General features: G+C 70.0%; 16 protein-coding genes. 12 read left to right on the top strand and 4 right to left on the bottom strand.

The features are described from left to right. Window positions 1-10: 10 nt before the first annotated feature. The 3 genes from HCC78_RS18150 (at window position 11) to HCC78_RS18140 (ending at window position 3,063) form a co-directional block, all read left to right on the top strand. Complete coding sequence (locus HCC78_RS18150; RefSeq protein ID WP_172330215.1) at window positions 11-1,387, top strand: bifunctional enoyl-CoA hydratase/phosphate acetyltransferase; 1,377 nt, start codon at window positions 11-13, stop codon at window positions 1,385-1,387. Between the two features lie 20 nt (window positions 1,388-1,407). Further along, window positions 1,408-2,571 (top strand): acetate/propionate family kinase, encoded by a 1,164-nt coding sequence (locus HCC78_RS18145; protein ID WP_172330214.1) that lies wholly within the window; start codon window positions 1,408-1,410, stop codon window positions 2,569-2,571. Window positions 2,572-2,679: 108 nt separating this feature from the next. Next, window positions 2,680-3,063 carry a phasin family protein gene (locus tag HCC78_RS18140; protein ID WP_256368277.1) on the top strand — a complete coding sequence of 128 codons (384 nt, stop codon included), beginning with the start codon at window positions 2,680-2,682 and terminating at the stop codon, window positions 3,061-3,063. A 114-nt stretch (window positions 3,064-3,177) separates the two neighbouring features. Here HCC78_RS18140 and HCC78_RS18135 read toward each other — a convergent pair whose 3' ends face one another. Beyond that, window positions 3,178-3,870, bottom strand: a complete 693-nt coding sequence (locus tag HCC78_RS18135; protein ID WP_172330212.1) for an NAD(P)H-binding protein — start codon at window positions 3,868-3,870, stop codon at window positions 3,178-3,180. A 183-nt stretch (window positions 3,871-4,053) separates the two neighbouring features. Further along, a complete protein-coding gene (locus HCC78_RS18130; RefSeq protein WP_172330211.1) occupies window positions 4,054-4,761 on the bottom strand; it encodes a GntR family transcriptional regulator in 708 nt (235 codons plus the stop codon). 127 nt (window positions 4,762-4,888) lie between these two features. On the opposite strand from HCC78_RS18130, the gene uxuA reads away from it, so the two are divergent. The 6 genes from uxuA (at window position 4,889) to HCC78_RS18100 (ending at window position 8,364) form a co-directional block, all read left to right on the top strand. After that, window positions 4,889-6,106, top strand: a complete 1,218-nt coding sequence (uxuA, locus tag HCC78_RS18125) for a mannonate dehydratase (RefSeq protein WP_172330210.1) — start codon at window positions 4,889-4,891, stop codon at window positions 6,104-6,106. A 143-nt stretch (window positions 6,107-6,249) separates the two neighbouring features. Beyond that, the gene (locus HCC78_RS18120) at window positions 6,250-6,666 is read left to right on the top strand and encodes an EF-hand domain-containing protein (RefSeq protein WP_172330209.1); all 417 of its coding nucleotides are present in this window, start codon (window positions 6,250-6,252) and stop codon (window positions 6,664-6,666) included. 37 nt (window positions 6,667-6,703) lie between these two features. Next, window positions 6,704-6,997, top strand: coding sequence for a hypothetical protein (locus HCC78_RS18115; RefSeq protein WP_172330208.1), 294 nt, complete (start codon window positions 6,704-6,706; stop codon window positions 6,995-6,997). Between the two features lie 70 nt (window positions 6,998-7,067). Next, complete coding sequence (locus tag HCC78_RS18110; protein ID WP_172330207.1) at window positions 7,068-7,628, top strand: RNA polymerase sigma factor; 561 nt, start codon at window positions 7,068-7,070, stop codon at window positions 7,626-7,628. Window positions 7,629-7,651: 23 nt separating this feature from the next. Next, window positions 7,652-7,960: a hypothetical protein gene (locus HCC78_RS18105; protein ID WP_172330206.1), complete on the top strand. Its 309-nt coding sequence runs from the start codon at window positions 7,652-7,654 to the stop codon at window positions 7,958-7,960. After that, window positions 7,960-8,364, top strand: a complete 405-nt coding sequence (locus HCC78_RS18100) for a periplasmic heavy metal sensor (RefSeq protein WP_172330205.1) — start codon at window positions 7,960-7,962, stop codon at window positions 8,362-8,364. The genes HCC78_RS18105 and HCC78_RS18100 overlap by 1 nt, the downstream gene beginning before the upstream one ends. Before the next feature lie 89 nt (window positions 8,365-8,453). On the opposite strand, the gene HCC78_RS18095 is transcribed toward HCC78_RS18100, so the two are convergent. Beyond that, window positions 8,454-9,032, bottom strand: coding sequence for a TetR/AcrR family transcriptional regulator (locus tag HCC78_RS18095; RefSeq protein ID WP_172330204.1), 579 nt, complete (start codon window positions 9,030-9,032; stop codon window positions 8,454-8,456). A 130-nt stretch (window positions 9,033-9,162) separates the two neighbouring features. Here HCC78_RS18095 and HCC78_RS18090 point away from each other — a divergent pair, with 130 nt between their 5' ends. From HCC78_RS18090 to HCC78_RS18080, 3 genes are all read left to right on the top strand, one after another. Next, window positions 9,163-10,365, top strand: coding sequence for a Bcr/CflA family efflux MFS transporter (locus HCC78_RS18090; protein WP_172330203.1), 1,203 nt, complete (start codon window positions 9,163-9,165; stop codon window positions 10,363-10,365). 54 nt (window positions 10,366-10,419) lie between these two features. Continuing rightward, window positions 10,420-10,749: a hypothetical protein gene (locus HCC78_RS18085; protein ID WP_172330202.1), complete on the top strand. Its 330-nt coding sequence runs from the start codon at window positions 10,420-10,422 to the stop codon at window positions 10,747-10,749. A 319-nt stretch (window positions 10,750-11,068) separates the two neighbouring features. Next, window positions 11,069-11,308 (top strand): tautomerase family protein, encoded by a 240-nt coding sequence (locus HCC78_RS18080; RefSeq protein WP_172330201.1) that lies wholly within the window; start codon window positions 11,069-11,071, stop codon window positions 11,306-11,308. Between the two features lie 74 nt (window positions 11,309-11,382). Here the strand turns inward: HCC78_RS18080 and HCC78_RS18075 are convergent. Next, window positions 11,383-12,364, bottom strand: a 982-nt coding sequence (locus tag HCC78_RS18075; protein ID WP_172330200.1) for a TRAP transporter large permease, incomplete at its 5' end; no start/stop codon positions are given.

Below are 12,364 nucleotides of genomic sequence, written 5' to 3'. Positions count from 1 at the left end.
GACCATGAACATGCTGCGCAACACACCCTATGACAGGCTGGAAATCGGCATGGAGGCAGAGGCGCACCGGCTCTGCGTGGCCGACGACCTCTTCGTCTTCGCCCATGCCTCCGGCAACTTCAATCCGCTGAACCTGCCCGACCAGGACGGCGACGGCGACGGCAAGCCCGAGGCGGTGGCGCCCTCGATGTGGATCGGCGCGCTGATCTCCGGCGTCCTGGGCAACAAGCTGCCCGGGCCGGGCACGGTCTACAAGTCGCAGACCCTGCGCTTCCTCGGCCGCGCGATGGCCGGGGACGAGCTGGTCGCCAAGGTGAAGCTGGTCTCCAAGGGCGAGGGCCGCGTCGTCTGCTTCGAGACCCGGGTCGAGAAGATCGACGGCACCGTGCTGGCCGAGGGCGAGGCCGAGGTCTACGCGCCCGATTTCGAGGCCAGCATCGACAGCGGCCAGGTGCCGGGCCTGACGGTGCAGAGCCACCGCCATTTCGACAAGCTGCTCCTCGAGGCCGAGGGGCTGGACCCGATCCCGACCGCGGTCGTGGCACCGGAAGAGGCGAATTCGCTGGGCGGGGCGATCCTCGGCGCCGAGCACGGGCTGATCACCGCCATCCTGATCGGCGACGAGGTCAAGATCCGCGCCGCGGCGGCCTCGCTGGGCAAGGACCTGTCGGGCTACGAGGTGATCCACGAGCCGAACCACAAGGCGGCGGCCGCGCTCGGCGTGGCGATGATCCATGACGGCCGCGCGAAGGCGCTGATGAAGGGCCATCTGCACACCGACGACCTGCTGGGCCAGGTGGTCAAGCGCGACGGCGGGCTGCGCGTCGGCCGGCGCCTGAGCCATGTCTTCGTCATGGACGTGCCCGGGCTCGACCACCTGCTGACCGTGTCGGACGCGGCGATCAACATCGCGCCCGATCTCGACACCAAGGTCGACATCACCCAGAACGCCATCGACCTGATGCGCTGCCTCGGCGTCGAGGTGCCGAAGGTCGGCGTGCTGTCGGCGGTCGAGATGGTGAACCCCAAGATCCCTTCCACGCTGGATGCGGCGATCCTGTCGAAGATGGCGGAGCGCGGCCAGATCCGCGGCGGCATCGTCGACGGGCCGCTGGCGATGGACAACGCGATCGACGCCGAGGCCGCGCGCACCAAGGGCATCACCTCGATGGTCGCGGGCAAGGCCGACATCCTGATCGCGCCGAACCTGGAGGCGGGCAACATGCTGGCCAAGGAGCTGACCTATGTGGCGCATGCCGAGGCCGGCGGGCTGGTGCTGGGCGCGCGCTGCCCGGTGATCCTGACCAGCCGCGCCGACGGCGACAAGGCGCGGCTGGCCAGCTGCGCGATCGCCGCGCTCTATGCTGCGCGCGCGGCGATGCTCTGACGACGGAGGCTGACCGGCCCATGAAATACATCCTGACGCTGAATGCGGGTTCGTCCTCGCTGAAATATTCGGTCTACCGCACGCAGGCGGGCGCGGGGCTGGAGCTGCGCGCCGTCGGCCAGGTCGACCGGATCGGGTCGGAGAACGCCACGCTGATCCTGAAGCGGGAGGGCGAAAGGGACTCCCGCGAGCTGGGCGAGGCGGACCATGCCCGCGCCGTCGAGGCGATCCTGGAGATCTGCGAACCCCACATGCAGGGCGCGCCGGTGGCCGGCATCGGGCACCGGATCGTCCATGGCGGCACGCTGTTCGACAAGCCCGCGGTGCTGAATTCCGACATCCTCTCGGCGCTGCACCGGCTGGTGCCGCTGGCGCCGCTGCACCAGCCGCACAACCTTTCGGCCGTGCGCGCGGCGATGTCGTCCTTCCCGGACGCGGTGCAGGTGGGCTGCTTCGACACCGCCTTCCACCGCTCGCAGCCCTGGGTGGACGACACCTTCGCGCTGCCGCGGGAATATTACGACAAGGGCATCCGCCGCTACGGCTTCCACGGGCTCAGCTACGACTACATCACCGGCGAGCTCGACCGGATCGACCCGGACGACCACCACCGCAAGACCGTGGTGGCGCATCTGGGCAACGGCGCCTCGATGTGCGCGGTCAAGGGCGGCAAGTCCGTCGCCTCGACCATGGGCTTCACCGCGCTCGACGGGCTGCCAATGGGCACGCGCTGCGGCCAGCTCGACCCGGGCGTGCTGCTCTACATGATCGCGCAGGAGGGCATGGGCCACAACCAGATCCGCGACCTGCTCTACACCAAATGCGGGCTTCTGGGCCTGTCGGGCATCTCCAACGACATGCGCGAGCTGGAGGCCTCGACAAGGCGCGAGGCGAAGGAGGCGATCGACTACTACGTCTTCCGGATCCGCCGCGAGCTGGGCGGGCTGACGGCGGCGATCGGCGGGCTGGAGACCCTGGTCTTCTGCGGCGGCATCGGCGAGAACTCCGCCACCATCCGCGGCAAGGTCTGCGAGGGGATGGAATGGCTGGGCATCGAGATCGATCCCGGGCTGAACGCGGCGGGGGCCGGCATCATCTCCACCGGCCGGGTCACGGTGCGGGTGATCAAGACCGACGAGGAGCTGGTGATCGCCCGGGCGGTGGATGCCGCGCTGGCCGCCTGAGAGCCGCGCGGGAACGGGCCTCCCGTTTCCGTGATCCTTGCGCTGGATCAAATCTTATTGCTGCAATCGGCGTACAATCTCCCTTGCGACCATAGGGGGAGACACATCATGGCCCGGACAACCGATAGGGGTGTCCCCGCCGATTGCACGGTCCTGACCGCCTGGAGTGCATTGCAGCAGACCGGGATGACGACCGCCGCAACGGCGATGGACATCTGGATGAACACCGTGAACGCGATGTACGGCAACTACATCGCCTTCCTGAACGAGCGCACCCAGCAGAACCTGGCAGCGGTGCAGCATCTGCTGGGCAGCCAGAATGCGGGCGAATTCCTCGCCTGGCAGCAGGACTTTGCCGAGAAGGCGCTGGAATCCTGCCGCGACGAGTCCGAGGAGCTCGCAGAAATGGCCGAGTCGGGCATGCTGGCCATGGCCCGCGAGGCCCGCGGCGGCGGCGGTGCGCTGCAGGAATCCGAGGCTGTTCCCGTGTAGAACGGGGCCGGGCCGCCCGCGGAAGCGCAGGAAGGCCCGACCCGGCCGGCGGCAGCGCGCCGTCCCGGCCGGACGATGTCGGGCCAGCCCGGACCTCCGCCGGGAGGCGCGGCGTCAGGGGCGCGCTCGGGTGCGCTCCGTCCGGGCTGCGTGGCAGGGCATGCCGCCGCGGTTCCCGGCGCCGTCGCCGGACATGCAGGCGGGGCGGTCGGGATCGGTGGCCCGGTAGACGGCCAGCGACTGGCCGACGCCGCGTTCGGGATCGAGGCAGAGCCGCGCCGCCAGATCGGCGACGCTGCGCCGCGAGACCGGCTCCACGGCATTGGGCAGCGTTTCGCCGCGCCGCGCGATGCCGTAGGCAACTTCGTCCTCGTCATTGAGCCAGGCCGGGCAGATCAGGGTATGCGCCACCCCGGCCCCGTCGATCAGCTTGGCCGCGCGGCGGTGCGGCGCGAAGCCGGCGCCCAGCTGCATGCCCGGCACGTCGCCATGGACGCCGAGCGCCGACGCGAAGATCAGCCGCCGCAGCCCGGTGCGCCGCATCGCCGAGAGAATTGCCTCGGCCTGGGAATCCACCGCGCCGGAGAGATTGGCGTAGACCACATCCTGTCCGTCCATCGCCGCCTCCAGCATCAGCGGATCGAGCACGTCGCCCTCGTAGACGCGCGTGCCGTCCCCGGCGGTGGCCAGCGCCCGCGTCGCATCGCGCAGGAACAAGGTCATCTTCGCGCGGCCGTCATCGCGCAGGATTTTGGCAACATGGCGTGCAATCTGTCCGTTCGCCCCGAGAATCAATACCTTGGTCACGGCCACTCTTCCTTATGCTGAGGATCTCCCCGGGTTTCACGGCGCAGGCGCCGCTTTCCGCCGCGCGGGACGGGGATCACACGCAGATGTTAGCACGGAAATCGTACCGCGTCCAGAAAGCGGAGGTAACCTCCGTTTCATGCAGCAAAGAACACGTTTCCGGGAGCGGCCGAGAGCCGGAAATCAGCTGGTTGCCGGAGCCGGGCCATCGAAACAGGCCGGGGCGGCCTCGCGGATCGCAGGCAGGTCGGAGAGGATCATGCGCAGGTGGTGGCGCATCTGCGCCTCGGCCTCGGCGGCCCTGCCGGCCTCGATCGAGTCAACGATTCCCTCGTGCTGGTCGACCAGCGTGCCGATCGGGAAATGGGTGGCCGCGAGATAGCGGATCCGGTCCATCTGGCGGTTCAGCCCGGCGATCATGGTCCAGGCGCGCGGGCGGCCTGCGGCCTCGGCCATGCTGCGGTGGAAGAGGTTGTCGAGCGGCAGGAACTCGGCCGAGCTGCCCGCGCCGAGCGCGCGCTGCGCGGCGACCTGGCGGCGGAGTTCGTCCACCAGGCCCGCGGGGCGCTCCTCCGCGCAGAGCCGGACCAGGTCGGCTTCGATGGCCTCGCGCACGAAGCGGGCATCGAGCAGCGCGTCGAGCGAGATCGGCCGGACGAAGGTGCCGCGCTGCGGGCGGACATCCAGAAGGCCCTCGTCCGAGAGCTTGATGAAGGCCTCGCGCACCGGCTGCCGCGAGACGCCCATGAGCTTGCCGATCTCGGTTTCGGTCAGGCGCGTTCCGGGGCAAAGGCGGTTTTCGATGATCGCGGCGCGCAGGATGCGCACCAGCTGCGGCACCACCGCCAAGCTGGGATCCAGCGATTCGGCACCGAAGGCCTTGTGATCCATGCGCATCTCTCCGATCCAATGCATGCCCCACTGGCATACTAGTCAACAATGGCGGCGGATGCTAGTCTCGGTGCCCGGACGGGCTGCCTTCGCGGCGGCGGGACGGGAACGGAAGGGAGGTGCCGCGATGCGGCAGACATGGCGCTGGTTCGGTCCGCAGGACCGCGTGGGCATCGACGACATGATGCAGGCCGGGGTGGAGGGCGTGGTCTCGGCGCTGCACCATGTGCCCACCGGGGCGGTCTGGAGCCCGCAGGACATCGCCGCGCGCCAGGCCCAGATCGGGCGGCGCCGCGACGGCCGGCCCTCGGGCCTGGCCTGGGAGGTGGTCGAGTCGCTTCCCGTGTCGGAAGAGATCAAGAAGCAGAAGGGCGGCTGGAAGGACCATCTGGAGGCCTGGAAGACGTCGATGCGGCACCTCTCGGCGGCCGGGATCGAGGTGATCTGCTACAATTTCATGCCGGTGCTGGACTGGACGCGGACCGACCTAGCCTGGGAGCGGCCCTCGGGCGCCCGCTGCATGCGGTTCGACCTCGCCGATTTCGCGGCTTTCGACATCCACATTCTCGCCCGCCGGGGCGCGGCGGAAGATTTCCCCGAAGAGGTGGCGGCGGAGGCCGCGCGCCGCTTCGCGGAGATGTCCGAAGCCCGAAAGGGTCAGCTGGCCGGGAATGTCGTCTTCGGCCTGCCCGGCGCGGCGGAGAGCTTCTCGCTGGAGGACGTGCGCCGCCATCTCGCCGAGTATGACGGCATTTCCGAGGAGCGGCTGCGCGCCAACCTGGTGGATTTCCTCTCCGAGGTCGCGCCGCTGGCGGAGGAACTGGGAATGCGGCTGTGCTGCCATCCCGACGATCCGCCCTTCCCGCTGCTGGGCCTGCCGCGGATCATGTCGACCGAGGCGCAGTACCGGAAGGTTCTGCAGGCGGTGGACCTGCGCGCCAACGGCGTGACGCTCTGCACCGGGTCGCTGGGCGCGCGGCCGGACAACGACCCGGTGGCGATCTTCCGCGCGCTAGCGGACCGGGTGCATTTCCTGCACCTGCGCAATGTCGCGATCGAGGGCACGGCAGTGATGAACTCCTTCTTTGAGGACGACCACCTGTCGGGCCATACAGACATGGCGGCGATGGTTGCGGCCGTGGTGGCGGAGGAACGCCGCCGGGCCGGTGCCGGGCGGGCCGACCATTCGATCCCGATGCGTCCCGACCACGGCCAGGACATCCTCGACGACATCGGGCGGCAGGCGCAGCCCGGCTATCCGGCGATCGGACGGCTGAAGGGGCTGGCCGAGCTCCGTGGTCTCTGCCGCGCCTTCGAGCATCCTCTGGCTGGCGGAGCTTCCTGAATCCGGGTCGGCCTGGAAAAGACTTCATTGACAGCGGTTTGATGGAATCCCGGCCTTCGCGCCGGGATTTTTTCCGTCCGGGAGACGGAAAAATGCGCCTGCGGGCGTAGGGTGCCGCCCCGGGCGCCGTATAGCAGGTATCAATGACAGACATGGAGCATGTCATGAAGCTGAAACCGCTGGCCCTTTCCGTTCTTCTTCTGGGCGCGCCGGCCTTCGCGCAATCGAACCTGATCGGCGTCTACGACGCCAATGGCGACGGGGTGCTGTCGCGCGAGGAATTCACCGCGGCGCAGAAGGATGCCTTCGCGTCCATGGATGCCGACGGCGACGGCGCGGTCACCCAGGCGGAGCTCGCGGCACTGGCCGCCAGCCATGGCCGCAAGGCCGACGGGTCGCGGGTGATGAGCCGCGACGCCGACGGCGATGGCGCGGTTACCGAGGCCGAGTTCCTGCAGGGTGCCCAGGGGTTCCAGCGGTCCGACCGCAACAATGACGGCGTGCTGGGCGCGAGGGAATTGCAGCGCGTCTCCGCCGCCATGGCCCGCATCCAGGGCTGATCCCTTTTTCAACCTCCCCTTCCGAAAGGACTTTTCCATGAAGACCATCGCACTCTCCCTCGTCCTGGCAGCTGCAGCGGGCGGCGCCGCTTTCGCGCAGTCGACCACGGTCACGCTCGACAATGGCGGCGTTATCGCCAGCGACCGCGACTGCATCCGCGGCAACGGCGTCGCGGCCTGCGAGAAAAGCACGACCGCGACGACCGCGGGCGGCCAGAGCGCGTCGAAGACGCGGCTGCGCACGGCAGACAGCACCGGCGTGACCACCTCGGTCAGCGGCACCGGTCCGAACGGCCAGACGACCGGCCGGGTCAAGCAGATCTCGCGCTGAACCCGGGCCGGGAATGACTGCCGCACCCGGTCCCCCGCAAGGGGCGCCGGGTGCGGCAGGGGACGGATGCATGACGGCAGCCGCGGAGGAACCGAGGGAGATCATGGCGGCGCTGGCCCGGGGCGAGCGCCAGGCCCTGATGCGCCTGATCGCCCTCTACGGGCCGGGGCTGCGGCGCTACATGGCGGGCGCGCTGCACCAGCCGGGCGAGGCGGAAGACGTCGCGCAGGAGCTGTTCCTGCGCGCATGGAAACATGCCGGGAAATACGACCCCGCCAAGGGCGCGGTCTCGACCTGGCTCTACCGGATGGCGGTCAATCTCTGCATCGACCATAACCGGCGGACGCGCTTCCGCCGCTTCGTCGGGCTGGAGGACATGCCCGAGCCGGAGGACGTCACCCCCGGCGCCGAAGGCGGGCTGGCGGCACGCCAGCAGCTGGACCGGGTGCGCGGCGCAATCGCCCTGCTGCCCGAGCGGCAGCGCAGGGCGATCCTGCTGAAGGCGGCCGGAGAGCTGTCCACGGCGGAAATCGCGGCGGCGCTCTCGGTCAGCACGGGCGCGGCGGAACAGCTGCTGGTGCGGGCACGGGCGGCATTGAGACAGATGGTGGACGGGGAGGACCGGACATGACGCAGGATCGGAAAGGCGGTCGGATGGACACGGAGGAAGACGACACTTTCGACAGGGCCCTGGCAGGGATGCTGCGGGAGCCCGGCGACAGCGACGTGGCGCTGCTGTCGCGGTCGGTGATGAGCGCGCTCGGCGACGGCGGCGCGGGGCAGGGGGCCGGACTCCCCGCGCGCGAGCTGGCCCATGAGCCGCTGCCCTGGGCGGCCGGGCTGGGCGGGCTGCTGCTGCTCGGGGCCGGGCTGGGCTATGCGCTGCTGCCGCGGCTGGCGGGCGACGAGCTGCTGGTGATCTTCGCGCTGCGGGACCTGGCCTCCGCGCTGGGAGGGCTGTGATGGTCCGCCGGGCAATGCGCCTGCGCCGCGGCCGGCTGGTGCTGGTCTGCGTGCTGGTACTGTCGCTTCTCGGCAATGCCGTGACCCTGGGCGCGGTGCTGCGGTTCCGCAGCCTGCAATCCGAGCTGCTCGGCGATGCCGGGACCGCGGCCTTCTACCCTCCGCCAGTCCGGCGCGCCCTGCGCGACGCGCTCGGGGCGCAGCGCGACAGCCTGATGCCGCTGCTGCATGCCGCTGCCGAGGCGCGGGCCGGGGTCGTGGCGGCAGGCACCGCGGAGCCCTTCGACCGGGCGGCGACCGAGGCGGCAATGGCCAGCTTCCGCGCCAGCGTCGATGCGCTTCTCGAAGGCGCGCAGCACATGGTGCTCGACACGCTGGAAGCCGAAGCCGCGAAGGACGGCTGAGACAGGGATGCCCCCGCCTCGCGGGGGTCCCGGACCGGCGGCGCCTCCTGTCCCCCGCAGGTGCCGCCGGTCCGGCCGGCGCCCCGCGCTCAGGGGCCGAAGATTCCGCCGGCGATGGCGCGGGCCAGTTCCGGGCCCAGCGGCTGGCCGCTGAGCAGCCGGTACCAGAAGGCGCCGTGCAGAAAGGCGGCCATGATCTCCGGATCGCGCCCTGCGGGCAGCTCGCCCAGGCGCTGCGCCTCGGCGAGGAAGGCGACCGCCAGGGCCTCGCGCGGCAGCACGAAGCGCTCGCGGAACATCCGGCAGAACTCGGGGTCCGACTGGGCCGCGGCGATCAGGCTGCGCAGCGTGCCGTCCTCGGCCGCGAGATGGTCAAAGACCTCGTTCAGGAACCGTTCCAGCTCGTCCCGCCCGGACCGGCCCTGCCCGGCAGCCGGCGGGGCCACGCGCGTCCCGGCATCCTCGAAGAACGCCTCCATCACCAGGTCGGCCTTGGTGTTCCAGCGGTTGTAGAGCGACTGCCGGGCGACCCCGGCTTCCTTCAGGATCGCTGCGACCGGGACGTTCTGATAGCCCCTCTCGCGCACGAGCCGCAGCGCCGCCGATTTCAGCGCGGCCCCCACCTTCTCGTCGCGCGGCCGGCCGGGCGGGACTGTTCCGGTTGCCATGCACATCCCCCTGTTCACGTGCGCACATGTTTTGCCGCTGGTAAATAGACTATGGTCTACTAAATGCTCCGGCAAGTGGCGGCCACAGCGCCGCCCCAGTCCTGTTCACATTTTTCAGGGAAGGGTTTCCATGGAAAAATCACGTCCGATCTGGGCGGTGACGGCCGTGCTGGCCCTGCTCGCGGTATTCCCGCCGATTGCCACCGACATGTATCTTGCCGCGATGGGCGATCTGGCCGATGCCTTCGGCGCTTCGCGGTCTGCTGCCGAGCTGTCGCTGTCGCTGTTCTTTCTCGGCCTCTGCGTGGGCCAGCTTCTCATGGGGCCGCTGATCGACGGCTTCGGCCGCAAGGGGCCGCTTCTGGCCGGCGTGCTGCTGTTCACCGCGACCTCGGCCGGGCTGCTGCTGACGCGCGACATAGCGGTCTTCAACACGCTGCGCTTCTTCCAGGCGGTCGGCGCCTGTGCCGGCATGGTGGTCGGCCGCGCGGTTGTCAGCGACCTGCATGCCGGGCGCGCCGCGGCCAAGATGATGACCGTTCTGGTGATGCTGATGACGCTGGGTCCGATCTTGTCGCCCTCGATCGGCGCGCTGCTGCTCGGCACGTTCGGCTGGCAGTCGATCTTCGTCGCCATGGTCGCCGTGGGCCTGCTGGCCCTTGTGCTGGCGCAGGCGGTCCTGCCCGAGACGCTGCCGCCCGGGAAGCGGGTGCCGCGTCCCTTTGCCGGCGCCTCCGGCAATGCCGCGATGCTCCTGCGGCGCAGGGCCTTCCTGCTGCCGGCGCTTGTCGCGGGCTTGATCCAGGGCGCCATGTTCGCGTTCATCACCGGTTCCTCGGGCGTGTTCCAGGGGGTGTTCGGCCTCGGCAGCACCGCCTATGGCGTGCTCTTCGGCCTCGTGGCCGCGGCGCTGGTCATCTTCGGGCAGGTGAACAGCTGGCTCCTGAACCGGCATGAGCCGCAGCGGATCGTCGATGCCGGGCTCCCGGTCTTCGTTGCAGCCGCAGCCGTGCTGGCGGCAGTGTCGTCCGGCGGGCCGCTCTGGCTGGTGCTGCTTCCGCTCTGGGTGGCCATCGGCATGGTCGGGCTGCTCTCCGCCAATGCGATGTCGATCACCATGGCGGCAAGCGGCGGCGGAGCGGGCATGGGGTCGGCGCTGCTCGGCGCGGTGCAGTTCGCCATCGCGTTCGTGGTCTCCAGCGGCGTCGCCCTGGCAGGGAGCGGGAGCGCCCTGCCGATGAGCCTCGGCATCCTCCTTCCCGGCACCGCGGCGCTGGCGCTGTGGGTTGCGCTTCGCCGGCGCGGGGTGGTGGCGGCCGGGAGCGCCGCCTGATCCCGGCCGGTTTTTCCGCGTGCGGGCCCGCCCGCCTCGTGCCACAAGAAGGACATGACGGGATCTCAGACCGAAAGGACCCACATGATGCCGATCCGGAGGAGCCTGCCCGCCGTCCTGCTTCTTGTTCTGGCCGCCGGATGCGGCGGCCCCCGGGGCACGGCCGTTCCGACCGCGCCCCTGACCTCCGCCGACCTCTCGGGATTGCTGGGCATGTCCTACAACCCTGCCATCGACCAGATGCGGGCGCTTGGCTACGAGAGCGTGCGCGCGCGCGGGGCCACGAGCTACTGGTCGGAGCCGCGCAGCGGCCGCTGCACGCGCATCGGAAGGTCGCGCGGCCGCGTGACCTCGGTGACGATGCTGTCTCCGGGCGAGTGCTGACCGCGCGCAACGCAGGCCCGCGCCGCGCGTGACCTCGGAGCGACAGCCTTCGGGCTGCAAAGCCGGAGGCTCGCGCGCCAACAGGCAGGATGCGCCCGGGCGTTCCGGCGTCAGAAAGCACAGGACACTCAGCCGGGCGTATCGCCGGGGGCGGGGTGGAGCGTCCGCCTGTTTTCCTCGGCCTGCCGCCGTGCCGGATGGAGCCATGGGACCGCCGCAGGTCGCCCGTCGCGGCGGTTCCGGCCTGTTCTGGAAAAGGTGGTCAGGCCGCGGGCAATGCAGCCGCTTTCGGAACATCACCGCACCTTAGCCGGTGCAGATGGTCATCGGGGATGTGGGGCAGAGCCGACCGCGGACCGCAAAGGCAATCACGGTGCCGATCGCCCGGCTCCCGAGGACGCTGGCCAGCCGCAGGGCCTTCTTCCGGCTGGCGGCCGACCGGCTCGAAGCGGATTGCGGCCTGCCGCAGGGCGACCTGATGATCAACATGGTGACGGCCTCCGAGAGCGGCTGGTCCTTCGGCTCGGGAAAGGCGCAGTTCCTCGGCGGCGAGCTGTGATTTGAAAGGGCCCCGCCGGGATCACCTGGCGGGGCTGGAGTGTCCGGCGGGTTTCCGCGCCCGCCGGGATGCCGTCAGCCGAACATCGTGTCCGGGATGAAGGTCGCGATGGCGGGGAAGGCGATGATCAGCAGCAGTCCGAGGACCATCGCCAGCAGGAACGGCGTCACGCCCCGGAACACCGTCGTCAGGGCCACCTCCGGCCCGGCCACGCCGCGCACCACGAAGACGTTCATGCCCACCGGCGGCGTGATCATCCCCATCTCGATCACGATCACGGCCACCACGCCGAACCAGACCGGGTCGAAGCCGAAGCCGGTGATGACCGGGAAGACGATCGGGATGGTGATGACCAGCATCGACAGCCCGTCCATGAACATCCCCAGCACGACATAGGCCAGCAGGATCACCGCGAGCGTGCCGTAGGGGCCGAGGCCCAGCGTCTGCAGCTCGGCGCCGAGGGTCGCCGGGATATGGGTGATCGCCAGGAACGGGTTCAGCACGTTGGCGCCGATCACCACCATGTAGAGCATCGCCGAGGTCTTCAGCGTGTCGAGCACGGCCGCCTTGAACCCCGCCCAGCCCAGCCGCCGCTGCACCAGCGCCATCAGGATCACCAGCCCGGCGCCGATGCCGGAGGCCTCCACCGGGGTGAAGACGCCCAGGTAGATGCCGCCGATCGAGACCAGGATCACGCCGAAGAGCGGCCAGGCCTCGGAGGACACGCGGATGCGCTCGGCCCAGGTGAAGACCGGCCCCTGCGGCCCGGCCGCGGGGTTCAGCGTCGCGACCAGCCAGATCACGCCCATGAAGAGCGCGGCCAGCAGGATGCCCGGCAGGATGCCCGCCATGAACAGCCGTCCGATCGATTCCTCGGTCAGGATCGCGTAGAGCACGAAGCCGGTCGAGGGCGGGATCAGGAAGCCGAGCGTGCCGCCCGCCGCGACCGAGCCGGTGGCGAGGCTGTCGGCATAGCCGAGGCGCTTCATCTCCGGCAGGGCGACCTTGCCGAGCGTCACGGCGGTGGCGACCGACGAGCCCGAGACCGCCGAGAAG

Source organism: Mangrovicoccus sp. HB161399, assembly GCF_013184745.1.
In the GTDB taxonomy this organism is placed as follows: Bacteria; Pseudomonadota; Alphaproteobacteria; order Rhodobacterales; family Rhodobacteraceae; genus Mangrovicoccus.
Note: the sequence above shows the minus strand (reverse complement) of the source record. Positions and strands in the feature narration are given on the sequence as shown.